14 protein-coding genes are annotated in these 16756 nt (G+C 63.1%); 4 read left to right on the forward strand and 10 right to left on the reverse strand.

From position 1 onward, the window contains the following. Window positions 1–5: 5 nt before the first annotated feature. The 6 genes from LAD35_RS19350 to LAD35_RS19375 form a co-directional block, all read right to left on the reverse strand. Window positions 6–1355, reverse strand: a complete 1350-nt coding sequence (locus LAD35_RS19350; RefSeq protein ID WP_224150558.1) for a tetratricopeptide repeat protein — start codon at window positions 1353–1355, stop codon at window positions 6–8. Window positions 1356–1483: 128 nt separating this feature from the next. Then, window positions 1484–2998, reverse strand: coding sequence for a rhomboid family intramembrane serine protease (locus LAD35_RS19355; protein WP_224150559.1), 1515 nt, complete (start codon window positions 2996–2998; stop codon window positions 1484–1486). 184 nt (window positions 2999–3182) lie between these two features. Further along, the gene (locus tag LAD35_RS19360) at window positions 3183–3668 is read right to left on the reverse strand and encodes a YbaK/prolyl-tRNA synthetase associated domain-containing protein (RefSeq protein WP_224150560.1); all 486 of its coding nucleotides are present in this window, start codon (window positions 3666–3668) and stop codon (window positions 3183–3185) included. A 3-nt stretch (window positions 3669–3671) separates the two neighbouring features. Next, on the reverse strand, window positions 3672–4406 hold the full coding sequence (locus LAD35_RS19365; RefSeq protein ID WP_224150561.1) for an ABC transporter substrate-binding protein: 735 nt from the start codon (window positions 4404–4406) through the stop codon (window positions 3672–3674). Window positions 4407–4494: 88 nt separating this feature from the next. After that, window positions 4495–5076: a single-stranded DNA-binding protein gene (gene ssb / locus LAD35_RS19370; RefSeq protein WP_224150562.1), complete on the reverse strand. Its 582-nt coding sequence runs from the start codon at window positions 5074–5076 to the stop codon at window positions 4495–4497. Window positions 5077–5241: 165 nt separating this feature from the next. Continuing rightward, window positions 5242–6465, reverse strand: coding sequence for an MFS transporter (locus LAD35_RS19375; RefSeq protein ID WP_224152824.1), 1224 nt, complete (start codon window positions 6463–6465; stop codon window positions 5242–5244). Between the two features lie 366 nt (window positions 6466–6831). Between LAD35_RS19375 and uvrA the strand changes: the two genes are divergently transcribed. Together uvrA and LAD35_RS19385 are read left to right on the forward strand one after the other, a co-directional pair. Further along, window positions 6832–9972 (forward strand): excinuclease ABC subunit UvrA, encoded by a 3141-nt coding sequence (gene uvrA, locus LAD35_RS19380; RefSeq protein ID WP_224150563.1) that lies wholly within the window; start codon window positions 6832–6834, stop codon window positions 9970–9972. 65 nt (window positions 9973–10037) lie between these two features. Continuing rightward, complete coding sequence (locus LAD35_RS19385) at window positions 10038–10499, forward strand: GNAT family N-acetyltransferase (RefSeq protein ID WP_224150564.1); 462 nt, start codon at window positions 10038–10040, stop codon at window positions 10497–10499. 18 nt (window positions 10500–10517) lie between these two features. Here LAD35_RS19385 and LAD35_RS19390 read toward each other — a convergent pair whose 3' ends face one another. Then, a complete protein-coding gene (locus LAD35_RS19390) occupies window positions 10518–11642 on the reverse strand; it encodes a PQQ-dependent sugar dehydrogenase (RefSeq protein ID WP_396022793.1) in 1125 nt (374 codons plus the stop codon). Window positions 11643–11714: 72 nt separating this feature from the next. Here LAD35_RS19390 and LAD35_RS19395 point away from each other — a divergent pair, with 72 nt between their 5' ends. Further along, window positions 11715–12902: an NAD(P)/FAD-dependent oxidoreductase gene (locus LAD35_RS19395; RefSeq protein ID WP_224150565.1), complete on the forward strand. Its 1188-nt coding sequence runs from the start codon at window positions 11715–11717 to the stop codon at window positions 12900–12902. Between the two features lie 162 nt (window positions 12903–13064). Further along, window positions 13065–14018 (forward strand): EamA family transporter, encoded by a 954-nt coding sequence (locus tag LAD35_RS19400; RefSeq protein ID WP_224150566.1) that lies wholly within the window; start codon window positions 13065–13067, stop codon window positions 14016–14018. Window positions 14019–14104: 86 nt separating this feature from the next. Here LAD35_RS19400 and LAD35_RS19405 read toward each other — a convergent pair whose 3' ends face one another. The 3 genes from LAD35_RS19405 to pyrF all read right to left on the reverse strand — a co-directional run bounded on the left by LAD35_RS19405 (window position 14105) and on the right by pyrF (window position 16679). Next, on the reverse strand, window positions 14105–15091 hold the full coding sequence (locus LAD35_RS19405) for a Bug family tripartite tricarboxylate transporter substrate binding protein (protein WP_377779247.1): 987 nt from the start codon (window positions 15089–15091) through the stop codon (window positions 14105–14107). Window positions 15092–15201: 110 nt separating this feature from the next. Continuing rightward, on the reverse strand, window positions 15202–15744 hold the full coding sequence (locus LAD35_RS19410) for a helix-turn-helix domain-containing protein (protein ID WP_224150567.1): 543 nt from the start codon (window positions 15742–15744) through the stop codon (window positions 15202–15204). A 113-nt stretch (window positions 15745–15857) separates the two neighbouring features. Next, a complete protein-coding gene (gene pyrF / locus LAD35_RS19415) occupies window positions 15858–16679 on the reverse strand; it encodes an orotidine-5'-phosphate decarboxylase (RefSeq protein WP_224150568.1) in 822 nt (273 codons plus the stop codon). Window positions 16680–16756 lie beyond the last annotated feature (77 nt).

Below are 16756 nucleotides of genomic sequence, written 5' to 3' on the forward strand. Positions count from 1 at the left end.
AGCGCCTACACTGGCGCAACGGGTGCTGTTGGCTTGGTGGAATCCTGCGGCAATTCGTCGCGCAGAATCCATGCCGCCTCCTGCGTGCTGGGGTGCTCGGGGTGGCGCATCTTCATGCGCATGAAAACGCGCACCGCCTGATCGGGCTTGCCCAGTCCCTGTTTGAGCACGCGCACGATCAACTCCTGCGCCTGCGGGATCACCGGGCTGCCGGGATAGTTCTTCTCGAAATTCTGCAGCACCGCCAGCGCGTGCGATACCTGCTGGCGCTTCCAGGCGGTGCTGGCCAATGCCAGGGTCGCCTCGGCGGACTCCAGCTTGAAGCCCGGCATGCGCTTGTAGCAGCTGCCCCATACCTCCAAGGCTTCGCTGGCCTGCTGCTTGCGCAATAACAAGTCGATGAACTGCTGGCCATGGCGCGCAAGTTCGGCCGTCTTGTCGGTGAGCTTGAGCACGCGGTGGTAGCGCCGCTGGTCGGCGACATTGTCGTAGTTGAGGCGCTGCCATTCGCGCGCCTCATCCTGCGCGGCCTGCATGTCGCCGTTCTGCACCAGCTGGGCAACAGCGGCATCGCGCCGTTTGGCCTCTGCGGCCTGCGGGTCGATCTGCACCGTGCTGCCGCCTTCGGCCTCGGGCGCCTTGTCGGGCTCGATGCCGAACTCCGCATGGTTCTGGTACATCACATAGCCGATCATGGCCGCAATCACCCACAGAAAGTAGATGATGACAAAGGCCATCAGCGGCGCCAGCATGGCCTTGGGCACCAGCACCAGCAAAAACCCCATGGCCATGGGCGCGCCCTGCATCAGCAGAAACAAGAACAGGCACAACAGAAAGTACGGCAGCCCGATACCGGCAATCGTGCCCAGCAGAATGAACGGATTGATGGCCGACGACAGACTGCCCGTGCTGATCAATACCATCAAAGTGACGGGAATCAGGAATGACGACCCCAGATTGCCCAGCACGCCGAGCTTGAGGCTGGCCTGGGCGAGCATGCCGATGACAAAACCATGCACCAGGAGCACGCCAAAGAACTTCCAGGGCAGCACCTTCAGATCGGCGTCCAGCGGATAGTGGTCATAGTCGCTGCTGTCCAGCACGCCGCGCGATGCATAGGCTGCGGCCTTGAAGGCATAGCGGCTGACGGCCAGCATCAGGCCAACAAACACCGCAATCCCGATGAGCAACCCCATGAACATGGCATACGCACACATCGACAGTACCACCGCATACATGAACGGTGTGCGCTGAAAGGGAAACAGGAAAAAACTGTTGAGCTTGTGCCAGAAAGGAGGAATGTTCCAGTTGGCGCTGTCGTTGTCGACTTCCGGTTGTGAACGCGATAGGCCCATGGCCGCCCCTGTTGTCTATAGACGATTGCGAAACTTGCAAGCCGCAACTTTATGTATTGTCAGAAACGATCATAAGCCATAACTTCACAATCTCTTTACAAAACACAGACGGGGCAGAGGCCCATGGTTCACCGCACAGCCCCACCCAGCCAACGCGTCACCGGCTCGTGCGGTGCCGCCTGCTGCAATGCGGGCAGCCAGCGGCGTGCATCGTCCATGCGACCAGCTTTGGCCAGGCCATTGGCCAGCAATGCCAGGGTGCTTGGCCACTGCGGGTGGTCCGCAGCCTTTTCCAGTTGCTGGCACAGCTTCTGGGCGTCGTCCCATTCGCCCAGGCGTACAAAGCCCGGCATCAGCGCATGGAGCGTGTTGCTGCTGATGCGCGGCACCGGCTGGGCGCGCTCGCAGTACACACGCCAGCTGCGGTGCTGCAACTGGCGCTCGGCATCGGTCCTGGCGGGCAGCTTGAAGATGGCGCGCGCGGCCAGGTGGAAATCATCGCTGGCAGGGGCATGGCGGGCACTCTCGAACCAGGCCCGCAGAATCTTGGGATCGGTGGGCGCGAGCTTGGCGGCCTCGCGCCACGCACGGGCCGCACGGTCAAATGCCAGCGCATCGGTATGCTGCTGGGCCCGCTGCACGGCTGCCTGCAAGGCATCTGCCTGCGCCTTGGCCGCCTGCTTGTCGCGCGCAGCCTCTTCCACCACCGATTCCTTGCGCCGCAACTGCAGGTACAGCGCCATCAGGATACCCCCTGCCACCAGGCCGCCAAAGTGCGCCATGTAGGCCACGCCGCGTCCGCCTATCCAGTGTTGCGCCAACTCGAACCCCATCCACACCGGCAGCAGTACCAGCGCGGGCCAGGTGGCGTAGTTGAAGTAGAACGCCAGCATGTAGAAGAACCGGATGCGCCGCATGCGGTAGAGCACCACGTACATGGCCATCAGCCCTGCAATCGCACCCGATGCACCCAGTCCGTAGCTGCCCATGCCGGCATAGAACAGGCCTGCGAACAGCGATGCACTGATGCCGGCGATGGCATAAAAACACAGGTACAGCCCTGCACCCAGCGCCATCTCCAGCGTGAAGCCGAACAGGAACAGAAACACCATATTGCCCACCAGGTGGCCGGTGCTGCCATGCAGGAAGGTGGAGGTGAAGGCCTGCACAGGCTGCAAGCCGGCGCCGGGCTCGTAGCTCATGGCCCAGCGCGATGTGAAGGGCTTGGGCTCCTGCGGTGCAAAGCGGGTGCGTGCAGCCTGCCATTCGGCATGGAGCGGATCGCCAGGCCGGATCACCTCGCCCGCCAGCAACTGGCGCCGAAAGCGGCCCTCTTGCCACATCAGCGTGTACAACTGCTCGTAATCCTGGGATTTTTGCAGGCCCTGGGCCATGCGCACCAGTTGCTTGCTGATGCGGCTGTCCTTGTTCTGGCTCTGCGCATCCAGGTATTTGACGAACTCCGGCACCTCCATCGCAGGAAGCGCCGTGTGCGCGTAGGTCTTGGCAGCGCGCTCTGCCCCCCGCTCCTCACCTTCCTGCCAGACCCAGAACACCAGACAGTTGATGACGATCAACAGCACGGTCATCCATGGTGGAGACTGCCAGGAGGGTTTGTTTTCAAGCGGGATGGCGATGAACATGGCGCATATTGTGCTGTGGCACAGCAGCCACGCTGCAAACCGCGCCGGCCGAGCGGCCACAGTGTTGGATTTTTGCGTCTCGTTCAGCGACCAGACGAGGGGGAATACTGCCTTTTACCCTGACACTTGCTATCAAAAACAAAGTCACTGCGCCCACTGATTGGGCATCAGCCGCGTTTTTCGCTTACACCGCATCCGCGCAGATCGCATGCTGCGCCGGCTGGGCAACGCGTACATAGTCCTCGCTGTTCAGCACCATCGAGCGGTCCAGCCTGCCGGCATTGAAGGCGATTTCGCCAAAACGCGCCACCAGGCCTGGATCCACCACCAGCGTGATCTGCGGCGCCAGGCTGAACGGAGGGATGGCACCGATCACGCAGCCGGTCTGCTGCGTGGCTTCTTCAGCGCTCGCCAGCGTCATCTTGGGCAACCCGAGGGCAGCCGCGAGCTTGCGAAAATCCAGCTTCTGGTCGCCCGGCAGCACCGCCAGCACCCAGTTCTCTCCAGCCGCCCCACTCTTGGTTCTGCACAGCATGGCCTTGGCGCCCTGGCCCGGCGCTGTACCGCGAATGCGCGCCACCTCTTCCGATTTACCCTCTGCCGGGTGCTCCAGCACGCGGTAGCGCGCGCCATGGCCGTCGAGCAGTTGCACCAGTCGATCAAACACCATCACTCAATCCTTGCGCGGCGCAACGATGGCGCCCTGTATCTGGTGGCGGGCCAGCGCCTCGGCCACAAAGCCGCTCGCCTTGGCCTCTTCCACAAAATCGGACAGCCATTGGGCCACGGCCGTACCCCGTGCTTTTGGCACGCCCATGGCCTGCTGAATCACCATGAAGCGCCCGGGCAGCATGCGCAAGCCGCTGCGTTGCGCCACACTGGCCTCCAACTGGGTCTTGACGCCTGCGGCCACATCGCCTGACGGCGCCAGAAACACATCCACCACCGCAGGCGATGTCGGTGCACGCACGATGCTGGCGTGCTTGAGCTCGCGCGACAGGTACAGGTCGTACGCGCTGCCCTGGCCTACCACCACGGTATGGCCCGGCACATCGACCTGGGCGTTGCCGGTGAGCGGCGAATCGCTGCGCACCATATAAGCCCCTTCAATCAGCACATAGGGCGCGGAAAACGCAATGCCTGCACCGCGCACCGGATCGACGGCAAAGAACCCGAAATCCGCCACACCGTTTGTCACCGCATCGACCGACTTGGCCGCCGCCTCAAACACCTGCAGCTCCAGCGGCACTCCCAGCTGTACCGCCAGGCGCTGCGCCAGGTCCACCGAAACACCGGCAGGCGTGCCATCGGTCTGCAGCCGCGCCAGGATGGGATTGCCCACGTTGATGGCAGCGCGCACGCGGCCCGTGGGAGCGAAGGCAGAAACGATGTCGGCACCAGCAGTCATGGCAAGGCTTTCGTCAAAAACAAAGGCCTGCACCAAAGTGGGATGCAGGCCTTGAATCGTTCATGGGTGAGCGCGCAGCAGGCGCGGATCAGAACGGAATATCGTCGTCCATGTCGTCAAAGCCCGACGCTGCGCGCGGAGCCGGTGCGGGCATGGGTGCGGGCGCCGGACGCGGTGCAGGTGCCTGCTGTTGGCGAGGAGCCATGGCAGGCGCTGGCGCGCGGCGCTGCTGGTAGCCGCCTTGGCCACCACCCTGGCCGCCACCGCCTTGGTCGCCGTAGCCGCTGTCGCCATAGCCGTAGTCGTCGCCCTGGCCCTGACCGCCCTGGCCCTGGCGGCTGCCCAGCATCTGCATGGTGTCAGCGCGGATTTCGGTGGCGTAACGCTCCTGGCCGGTGGCCTGGTCGGTCCACTTGCGGGTGCGCAGGCTGCCTTCCACATACACCTGGCTGCCCTTGCGCAGGTACTGCCCCACGATTTCTGCCAGGCGGCCATTGAAAACCACACGGTGCCATTCGGTGGCCTCCTTGTTCTCGCCGGTGTTCTTGTCACGCCAGCGGTCGGTGGTGGCAATGGTGACGTTGGCGACCTGGTCGCCCGACGGGAAGGTGCGGATTTCGGGATCGCGGCCGAGATTGCCGACGATGATGACTTTGTTGACGGATGCCATGGTGGAAATGAGTCCTTGAAAAATGAGCGCCTACTATGCGTTGGCAGCCTTGCTGGCCCTGCGGCCTTCAAACGCCCATCACTTGTGAAAAACAGGTTCGTATCCTACCCCAAAGCGCAGCACGGGTGCGCGGCAGAGTCGACAGAAAAACAGGGCTTGGCCCACTCAGCGAGCAGAACCGTTGCCAGCGCTCACTCTCCCCGCCTCGCCACTGTGGTCTGCACGCGCCACAGGCCGTAATGGCCAGGTCAACACCAGCCACAGCAGCGTGAGCACCGCAGTGACGGCAAACAGGCCCGCCGGCCCGGCCCACTTGGCGAGGACTCCCCCCAGCGCACCGCCTGCGAACAGGCCCAGCGACTGCAAGGTGTTGTAACAGCCCAGCGCTGCACCACGCAGTGGTGCTGGCGCCATGCGAGAAACCAGGCTGGGCTGCGTGGCCTCCAGCGCATTGAAACCGCAGAAAAACACAAACATCAACAGCGCCATGCACCAGATGGTGGGAATGCTGCCGCCAGCCGCCAGCATGCCCAGCCCCACCTGCACCACCAGCACCAGGGCAATGGCGCCCAGCAGCGCGGCACGCAGCCTGCCCTTGCGCTCCATCGAAAACAGCGCACCCATGGCCACAAATGACAGCACCACCGCCGGCAGGTAGACATGCCAGTGCTCTGCCTTGGGCAGGCCAGCCTGCACCAGCATGGCAGGCACCGCCACCCACATGGCCATCTGCACGGTGTGCAGCACAAACACGCCACCATTCAAGCGCAGCAGATCGGCGTGCCGGAGCACATCGCGCAGGCTGCCGCGTGGGCCGCCATGGTGCACCATCGGCTCGGGCGGCACCACCCACAGCACCACGGCAATCCCTGCCAGCGCCAGGCCACAGGTCAGCAGAAACAGGCCCGAAAGGCCGATATGCACCACCAGCAGCGGGCTGATCACCAGGGCCAGCGCAAACATCAGGCCAATGCTGGCCCCTACGAGTGCCATGGCCTTGGTACGTACGGCATCGCGCGTCTGGTCGGCCAGGAGCGCCGTCACCGCAGCTGAAACGGCGCCTGCACCCTGCAGCGCACGGCCGATCAGCAGCGTGTGCAGATTGCCCGCAAGCCCGGCGAGCAGACTGCCTGCCGCAAATACCAGCAGGCCCAGCACGATCACTTTCTTGCGACCCAGCCGGTCGGAGGCCATGCCCAGCGGCAATTGGCACACCGCCTGTGTGAGCCCATAGATGCCCATGGCCAGCCCCACCAGCGCCGGATCATCTCCGCCAGGGTACTTGCGTGCCTCCAGCGCAAAGACGGGCAGCACCAGGAACAGTCCGAGCATGCGCAGCGCGAAGATCAACGCCAGGCTCACGCTGGCACGCCGCTCGGCAGGCAGCATGGCGGATGAAGAAGAGGATGGACGGGAGGAGCGCGGCAAGGGAGAAATCAGAAGATGGGCCAAAAAAAGCAAGGGGCTGACATTCAGCCCGCAGCGCGACAAGGATTATCGCCAGCGGCAAGTGTAGGGCGGCGCCACAATCCTTACAGACAACAGGAAACAACACGCTTCCAAATCAATAGCTGCATGCACTGATTTGGCGTATGTATATTCCATTTTCTATCGCTGTACTTGCGCGACATCAACATCTTTTGCGCCCTGTGGCATGGCTATTTGCCCTGTACAACCTTGGCGCCAAAGTGCGTCGGTCACACACAAAACCCGCTGGCTGGCTATCATGGGGAGTTTTGGTTCTTCGCGCCACCCATGCCACCACGCACTCCGACCATTCCCAATGCCGCCCTCGATCTGCACGCCGAACTGGGTGAACCCCCGGCGCAGGACGATGGCCGCTACCTGGGTGCGCGCCTGGCGCACAGCCGCATCTCCATCCGTGGCGCACGCACCCACAACCTCAAGAACATCGATCTCGACATCCCGCGCCACCAGCTGGTGGTGATCACCGGGCTGTCGGGCTCGGGCAAATCGAGTCTGGCGTTTGACACCCTGTATGCCGAGGGGCAGCGCCGCTATGTCGAGAGCCTGTCGGCCTATGCGCGCCAGTTCCTGGGTCGGCTCGACAAACCCGATGTCGACCTCATCGAAGGCCTGTCGCCAGCCATCTCCATCGAGCAGAAGGCAACCAGCCACAACCCGCGCTCCACCGTGGGCACGGTGACCGAAATCCACGACTACCTGCGCCTGCTGTATGCCCGCGCCGGCACGCCGTTCTGCCCGGACCACAACCTGCCGCTCGCGGCGCAGACCGTGAGCCAGATGGTGGATGCGATCCTGGCGCTGCCGCAGGACACCAAGCTGATGATCCTCGCCCCCGTGGCGCGCGGCAAGAAGGGCGAGTTCGTCGAGCTGTTCGCCCAGATGCAGGCGCTGGGCTATGTGCGCTTTCGGGTCGATGGACAGATGTACGAGCACGAAGCGCTGCCGCCTCTGGCAAAGAACGAGAAACACGATATCGACGTGGTGATCGACCGCGTCAAGATCCGCCCCGATGTGCAGCAGCGCCTGGCCGAGAGCATTGAGGCGGCGCTGCGCGTAGGCGGCAACGAAGGTAATGGCCGTGTGCTGGCCATGGAGATGGACACCGGCAAGGAACATCTGTTCAGCAGCAAGTTCTCGTGCCCGATCTGCAGCTACGCGCTGGCGGAGCTGGAGCCGCGGCTGTTCTCGTTCAACTCGCCCCACGGTGCCTGCCCTTCCTGCGACGGCCTGGGCGTGCATGAGGTGTTCGACGTTGACCGCGTCGTGGCATTCCCCTCGCTGAGTCTCGCCAGCGGCGCGATCAAGGGCTGGGACCGCCGCAATGGCTATTACTTTGCCATGCTGGAGAGCCTGGGCCGCCACTACAAGTTCGACATTGAGCAGCCTTTCGAGAGCCTGCCGGACAACGTGCGGCAGGTGGTGCTGTACGGATCGGGCAGCGAAGACATCGCCTTCAAGTACGAACTGGCCAGCGGCGAAAACGCAGGCAAGCTGATCACCAAGAAACACCCCTTTGAAGGCATCCTGCCCAATATGGCAAGGCGCTATCGGGAAACCGATTCCAGCATCGTGCGCGATGAGCTCTCGCGCTACCAGAGCGTGCAGCCCTGCCCCGATTGCCACGGCGCGCGCCTGCGCCGCGAGGCACGCTTTGTGCGCGTGGGCGAAGGGGACGAGGCCCGTGCCATTCAGGACGTGAGCCATGTCACCCTGGCCGAAGCCTATGACTGGTTCAGCCATCTGCACCTCTCCGGCGCCAAGGCCGATATCGCCGCGCGCGTGATCCACGAAATCCGCACGCGCCTGCAGTTCCTCAACGACGTGGGCCTGACCTACCTCAGCCTGGACCGCAGCGCCGAAACGCTCTCGGGCGGCGAGGCGCAGCGCATCCGGCTGGCTTCGCAGATCGGCAGCGGCCTGACGGGGGTGATGTACGTGCTCGACGAGCCCTCCATCGGCCTGCACCAGCGCGACAACGACCGCCTGATCGCCACCCTGATGCACCTGCGCGACATCGGCAACAGTGTGATCGTGGTCGAACACGACGAAGACATGATGCGCGCGGCCGACCAGATCATCGACATGGGACCAGGCGCCGGCGTGCACGGTGGCCGGGTGATGGCACAGGGCAGCTATGCCGACATCTGCGCCAATGCGCAGTCGCTGACTGGCCAGTACCTGAGCGGGAAAAAGACCATTGCCGTACCCCCGCGCCGCACCCCCTGGCTGCCGGTGCTGGAGGGCACAGTGGGAGCACCTGCGGGCAAGCCCGAGGGAGCCAAGGCGGAGTCGCATTTTCCGACCGTGGAAGCCTCTCTCGCCAAGAAGACTCCCAAAAAGGGAGCAGTCAGCGCTCGCCAGTCAAGCGCAAGCAATACATCCGGCATCAAAAACATCGATCCGCACGCCGTGCAGACCCTGCGGGTGGCGGGCGCCAGCGGCCACAATCTGCACCATGCCACGGTGGATTTTCCGGTAGGCCTGTTCACCTGTGTGACCGGTGTCTCGGGCTCGGGCAAATCCACGCTCGTCAACGACACCTTGTACGCTGCGGCGGCGCAAAAGATCAACCGCGCGCAGGGCGATGTGGCGCCGTATGACGAGATCGAGGGGCTCGACTACTTCGACAAGGTCATCAACGTGGACCAGTCCCCCATTGGCCGCACGCCGCGCAGCAACCCGGCCACCTACACTGGTCTGTTCACGCCCATCCGCGAGCTGATGGCCGAGACCAACACCGCCAAGGAACGCGGCTACGGCCCAGGACGCTTTTCCTTCAACGTGGCCGGTGGCCGTTGCGAAGCCTGCCAGGGCGATGGCATGGTGAAGGTGGAGATGCATTTTCTGCCTGACGTGTACGTGCCCTGCGATGTGTGCCACGGTCAGCGCTACAACCGCGAAACCCTGCAGGTGCAGTGGAAGGGCCAGAACATTGCGCAGATACTGGACATGACGGTGGAGGATGCGCACACCTTCTTCAAGGATGTGCCGACCATCGCGCGCAAGCTGCAGACCTTGTTGGATGTGGGCCTGTCGTACATTCGCCTGGGTCAGAGCGCGACCACCCTGTCGGGTGGCGAGGCGCAGCGTGTCAAGCTCGCGCAGGAGCTCTCCAAGCGCGACACCGGCCGCACGCTCTACATTCTGGACGAGCCCACCACCGGCCTGCATTTTGCCGATATCGACCTGCTGCTGAAGGTGTTGCACCAGTTGCGCGACGCGGGCAACACCATCGTCGTGATCGAGCACAACCTGGACGTGATAAAAACCGCCGACTGGGTCATCGACATGGGCCCAGAGGGCGGTGCAGGCGGCGGCCAGGTGGTAGCACAGGGCACCCCCGAAGAAGTGGCAGCCAACCCGGCAAGCCATACCGGGCGGTATCTGGCGCCTTACCTTCAGGCCTGAGCCCATCACTTTCAGACGCAGCCTGCCATCCGATGACCAATACCCAGGAACGCCACACTGCGCCTATGTCCGCGAGCCTGATTTTTCGCACCGCACACATTGCCGACCTGCCCGCCATCATTGCCTTGCTGGCGGACGATGCCCTGGGCCGCGAACGTGAGGTGCTGGCCAACCCGCCAGACTCGCGCTATATCGCGGCATTTGAAGCCATCTGCGCTGATTCGAGCCAGCGCCTCGTGGTGGCCGAGCTGCAGGGCCAGGTCGTGGGAACACTGCAGCTGTCCTTTGTGCCCGGCCTGTCGCACACCGGGTCCTGGCGCGGCCAGATCGAGTCGGTACGCATCGCTGCTGCATTGCGCGGCATTGGCGCAGGCCAGCAGATGTTGGAGTGGGCGGTGGCGCAGTGCCGTGAGCGGGGCTGCTCGGTCGTGCAACTGACCACCGACAAAAGCCGCACCGATGCGCACCGCTTCTACCAGAAGCTTGGCTTCGAGCCCAGCCATCTGGGCTTCAAACGCAAGCTGTAAGCCGCCTTTGAGCAGTTCTTACGGCACCAGGCGAATCAGCTTGCCGTCGGGCCCATCCGTCAGCAGATAGACCAAGCCATCCACTCCCTGGCGCACATCGCGGATGCGCTCGCCCAGCGACTCGTACAAGCGCTGCTCGCCGGTGATGCGTCCATCCTGTACCTGCAGCTTGGCGAGACTGCGTGATTTCAGCCCACCCACCAGCAAACTGCCCTTCCAGCCCGGCCCGTAACGATCGCTGGTGATAAAAGCCATGCCCGATGGCGCGATGCTGGGCACCCAGTAATGCAAGGGCTGCTCCATGCCAGCTTTCTGCGCGCCCTCACCAATCTTGCCGCCGCCATATTCTTCGCCGTAGGTGATGACGGGCCAGCCGTAGTTTTTGCCAGGCTGCGGGCGGTTCACCTCGTCGCCGCCCTGGGGACCATGCTCGTGCTGCCAAAGCTGGCCATCAGGCCCCATCGTCAGGCCCTGGCTGTTGCGATGGCCGTAGCTGTAGATTTCAGGCAGCACATCCGGCTTGCCGACAAAGGGGTTGTCCCTGGGCACGCTCCCATTTGCGGCAATGCGCACCAGTTTGCCGTGGTGGTTGTCCAGTTTCTGCGCATCGTTGCGGTAGGAATAGCGATCGCCCAGGCTCAGGACCAGCGTGCCGTCGCGCGCCTGTGCAATGCGACAACCAAAATGCGCGCTGCTTTTGACCTTGGGGCGTTGGCTGAAGATCCGCTTGACCTCTTCAAGCTGGCGCTCATCCGCAGCAATACGTGCGCTGGCGAGCGCCGTGCTGTTGGTCTCCTTGTCTTGCCCGGGTTCGCTGTAGCAAAAGTAGATGCGGCGGTTGCTGGCAAACTGGCTGTCGGCCACCACATCCAGCAAACCGCCCTGCCCGCCGAATGCCACGGCGGGCACGCCTTTCAGCTCCGCCTGCTTTGCGCCCTGCGCGTTCAGCAGCCACAGCTTGCCCGCACGCTCGCTCACAAGCCAGCGTTGGTCGGGCAGGGGCGCAAGCGCCCATGGGTTGGCCAGGCCACTTGCCAGCACCTCAGGCTTGGGCAATGCGGGTTGCGCCAGCGCCACGCCTGCAGCCATGCACACGCCAGCAAAGACCGACAGCGGGCGCAGCGCGCTCCAGCGCAGTGGCATAGGCGACAGTGGCAGGAAATTCGGTGCCATGGGGCCTCCTCTTGGTCGACGCCAGACAGTACCATGGTGATCATGGACCAACACCTCAGTTCCCCTTCTGCCGCATCCAATTCCCTATCCGATTCCATCTGGGATTTCATCGTCATCGGTGCCGGCATGGCTGGCAGTTCCACTGCCTGGCAATTGGCAGAGCGCGCATCCGTGCTGGTGCTGGAGCGTGAATCGCAGCCCGGCTACCACACCACGGGCCGTTCTGCCGCGCTGTTTGAAGAGCATTACGGCCCCGCCCAGGTGCAGGCGCTGACACGCGCCAGCCGCATGTTTTACGAGCAGCCGCCAGCAGATTTTGCCGAGCAGCCCTTGGTGAGCCCGCGCGGCGTACTGTATGTGGCGAGCAACGACCAACTGCCGCAGCTGCGCAAGGAGTTTCAGAACGCACAGCTGCATTCCCCCCACGCCCGCTGGCTGGATACCACGGCCCTCAAGGCCCTGCTGCCTGCGCTGAACACCGAAGTACTGGTGGCCGGCTTTACCGACGATGGCGCCCGCGACCTCGATGTTCATGGCCTGCACCAAGGCTTCTTGCGCGGTCTGCGCCAGCGCGGCGGCCAGCTGTGGACCGATGCCGACGTGCAGGCACTGCAATGGAATGCCCAGGCACAGCGCTGGACCGTACAACTGGCCGATGGCCGCAGCGCACAGGCGCGCCACATCGTCAACGCCGCCGGCGCCTGGGCCGATGAGATGGGCCGTCTGGCAGGCGCCGCACCCATTGGCCTCACACCCAAGCGGCGCAGCGCATTCACCTTTGCCATGCCCGATGGCATGGACGGCCATGCCTGGCCGGCGGTGATCGATATCGATGAGCAGTGGTACTTCAAACCCGATGCAGGCCAGTTGCTCGGCTCTCCCGCGAATGCGGATGCGACTACGCCGCACGATGTGCAGCCCGAAGCGCTGGACATTGCCATTGGCATTGACCGCATCATGCAGGCCACGCAGTTCGACATACGCCGCCCCAGGCACACCTGGGCGGGCTTGCGCAGCTTTGTGGCAGACGGAGAAATGGTGATCGGCTGGGACACCCAGGCGCCACAGTTCCTGTGGGTGGCCGCACAGGGCGGCTACGGTATCCAGAGTGCGTATGGCTATTCGCTGTTGGCACGCAATCTGGCACTGAACGAGCCACTTGCCCCCGTGCTGCAGCAGCAAGGTGTGCAGCCCGATGCGCTGTCGCCACAGCGCCTGCAGACGCCGTAAAGGCTGGAGATCAGCAGGCCCGGCAGGGCCGGTTACCCCAGTCGACAGCGGGAGCATGCTGAGGATTGGGACGCCACTTTGGGTAGCAATACCGCAGTGCCAGCAAGGTGCCGCCCCCATCTCTACACTGGGCCAAAACAGCACAACAACAGCTCTGCCGCCATGTCTTCCTCTTCTTCGTCGTCGCCCCCGTTCAGCCCCCGGGATTTGATGCTCGCCATGGCCGTCGTTGTGATCTGGGGGGTGAATTTCGTGGTGATGAAATGGGGTCTGCGCAGCCTCACGCCCTTTGAGCTGGGCGCCATGCGCTATATCTGCGCGGCGTTTCCGCTGGTGCTGTTCATCAAGCCGCCCAAGGTGCACTGGCGCTGGGTGGTGCTGTTTGGCCTGCTGCAGGGCGTAGGGCAGTTCGGCTTTCTGTTCACGGCCCTCAAAGTCGGCATGACGGCGTCGCTGGCCAGCGTGATTCTGCAGACCCAGGTGTTTCTGACAGCCGTATGGACCTGGGTGCTGTTGCGCGGCAAGCCCGCACGCCCTTTGGTGGCGGGCATGTGCATTGCCGCACTGGGCCTGGGCTGCCTGCTAGTCAATGAGCTGCGCAGCAACGGCACGGGCGGCACCACGCTGGCAGGCCTGCTGCTGGTGCTGTGTGCGGCCACCTCGTGGTCCTGCTCGAACGTGGTGGTGCGCCTCGCGCAAAAGGAAAACGCCAGCTACGACCCGATCGCCTTCATCACCTGGGGCAGCCTGATGCCCATCATTCCGTTCATCGCGCTCTCGGCCTGGCTGGACGACGGCGATATTGGCAGATGGACACAGTTGCAGACCTGGCAGCAGATTCCGCTGCTGGCGTGGGCGTCCATTGCCTACCTGGGCTGGATTGCAACCACCATCGGCTACGGGCTGTGGACACAGCTGATCCAGCGCTACTCCGCCAATCGCGTGGCGCCCTTCAGCCTGTGTGTACCGGTGATTGGCCTGTCCACCGGCATGCTGATGCTGGATGAAAAGGTGACACCCTGGCAGTGGGCTGGCGCCGTGCTGGTAGTGCTGGCACTGGTGGTAGTGATCTGGGGTGGACAGCTGGTGGAGGCTGCGCGCAGGGAGCGTCTATAAAACAGCCTCCTGCGCTGGATCATAAAAGCGCAATTTGCTATTTATTTTATAGCGAAATGGTGCGTTATCAGCCCCACACCTTTCCGTCACTCTTCAATGTTGGCGGCGTCGACAATCTTCTTGTATTTGGCGACTTCCGTCTTCAGGAAGACTGTCATATCGACCTTGGGCGATGCCAGCACGTTGCCGGTTGCCTCCATCTTGGCGCGGAAGGCAGGCGACTGCAAGGTGTCGTTCAGTGCAGTCTTGAGTTTGGCAGCCACCGCTGCAGGCAGCTTGGCGGGTCCCATCAGCGCAAACCAGCTGTTGATATCCACATGCTTGAACTGCGGATTCTCGGCCAGGGCGGGGATATCCGGCGTTACGCTGGAGCGCTTCGCCTCGGTGGTGCCCAGCGCCACCACCTTGCCCGCCTTGATGTGCGGCAGGCCCGATGAGAGCACGAATACGCCGAATTCGAGGTTGTTGCCCACCAGATCATTCGTCAGCGGCGCCACTCCCTTGTAGGGCACATGGATCATGTCCAGGCCACCGCTTTGCTTGACCATTTCGCCCGCCAGATGCAAGGCGGTGCCGACGCCCGAGCTGCCATAGCTGTACTTGCCCGGATTTGCAGCCACCAGCTGAATGAAATCATTCGCGTTCTTGACGCCAGTGGAATGGGATGCCACCAGGACCATGGGCTGGGTGGCCACCAGGCCAATCGGCGCAAAATCCTTGAACACATCGTATTTGACGGCTTTGTTGATGAACGGCGCAATCGCCATCTCGTTATTGGCCGACACCAGCAGGGTGTAGCCATCTGCCGTGGCCTTGGCCACCTTCTGCGCCCCAATTGCGCCACCAGCCCCGCCCAGGTTCTCGATCACGACCGGTTGTTTCAATCGCTCGGACAGCTCGGTCGCCACAAGACGCCCCACCAGATCGGTACTGCCGCCAGGCGGGTAGCCCACCACGATGGTGATGGGTTTGCTGGGATAGTTGTCTGCTGCCAGCGCCGGGATCGCCAGCGTGCCGAGCGCCACAGCGCAGAAAACCGGCATCATGTGCCGGCGCTTCAAAAAGTTATGCATGGTTTCATCCTTGTGCGGCGCAGACACCGGAAAGTGCCGCACCAGCCATGCCCCATTGTGCCCACAAAGGAGAAGCAGACCAATCCAAAAGATTGATCACACGCCACACACTATAGCGGCCGGTTCAATCGCTTTTCCACCTGGCGGCGTTCCCAATCCGAGCCGAGAAACGGCACCCACTGGAACAGCCTGTTGGCTTGCAACAGCAACGCCAGGCCCCAGCCGAATGCGGGCCACACCACCCACCAGTAATGGCGCTGTGTGAATGCGTTGACCAGGGCCAGTACGGCGATGACAACGACATATAGCATCAGTTGCCGGTAAAAGCGGCCCAGTTTACGCACATGGCGCATCGCCAGCCATTCTTCCTGCGCGCGCTGCTGGTCGCTTGCAGTGGTCATTGGCGCGGGGGCTGGCGGTAAAGCGTTGTCCGCGTCTGGGCTGCCCGTTGTCTGTTCGGATGCATGCATGGCCGGAACTCCTCGTAATTGCTGAAAGTCCACCTCAAAGACGGACGCCAGCGATTTCCAGGTTTCGACCGTGGCACCACTGCCTTGCTCGATACGTTGAATGGTTCGCACGCTCAGGCCACTCAGTTCGGCCAGTTGTTGTTGGGACCACCCTCGTTGCAAACGCAGTTTTTGAACCAGCATGTCATTTCTCCTGAAACATCGCCACTGCAATGTGCCAAGTTTCCGTGTGCTGCACCACGCCAGCAGGCCGCCATCCGCACGACAGAGAGCCGACAGGCGCTGGACAGTGCCCCTCAGTCCACTGCGTTCAGCATGTCCCGCGTTTGCTGCGCAGCCAGACGCGCCGCCTGCGCGAAGTCGTCGCCCTGAGATGCGTACAGAACCGCACGCGAGGAATTGATGACGATGGGCCCCCCCCCGATGCGCGCTGCCTTGACCGTGGCCACGGCATCGCCGCCCTGCGCGCCCACGCCAGGAATCAGCAAGGGCAGCGACGGCGCAAGCGCACGCACGCGCTCGATTTCCTGCGGGCGCGTGGCGCCCACCACCAGGCCGAGCTGGCCATTGGTGTTCCACGGGCCCTGGGCCAGTTGGGCTACATGCTCGAACATCCGGGGATTGCCGGGCACATCAGCCAGCACCTGGGCCTGCAGGTCATCCCCCCCCGGGTTGGAGGTGCGGCACAACAGGAAGGCGCCCTTGCCTTCGTACTTCAGATAGGGTGTGATGGAGTCAAAACCCATGAAAGGCGATAAGGTCACCGCATCGGCGCCATAGCGCTCAAAGGCTTCCTTGGCGTATTGCTCGGCGGTCGATCCGATGTCGCCGCGCTTGGCGTCAAGAATCACCGGCACATGCGGTGCAACCGCACGCATGTGCGCCATCAGCTTTTCCAGCTGGTCCTCGGCGCGATGGGCCGCAAAGTACGCAATCTGCGGTTTGAAGCTGTTGACCAGGCCGTGGGTGGCATCCACGATGGCGGCACAGAAATCATAGATTCTGGACGCATCGCCCTTCATGGCCCCGGGAAAGCGGCTGGGTTCAGGATCCAGGCCCACGCACAGCATGGAGTTGTTTTGGGTGGCTGCGGCGCGCAGCTGGTCGATGAATGGCATGACCCGTATTGTAAAAGGCCGCCCTTGATGGGTTTTGCGCAGCTGACTGTGCCATGCGGGGATTGCAGTTACCATCG

It is taken from the genome of Comamonas odontotermitis (assembly GCF_020080045.1).
In the GTDB taxonomy this organism is placed as follows: Bacteria; Pseudomonadota; Gammaproteobacteria; order Burkholderiales; family Burkholderiaceae_C; genus Comamonas; species Comamonas odontotermitis.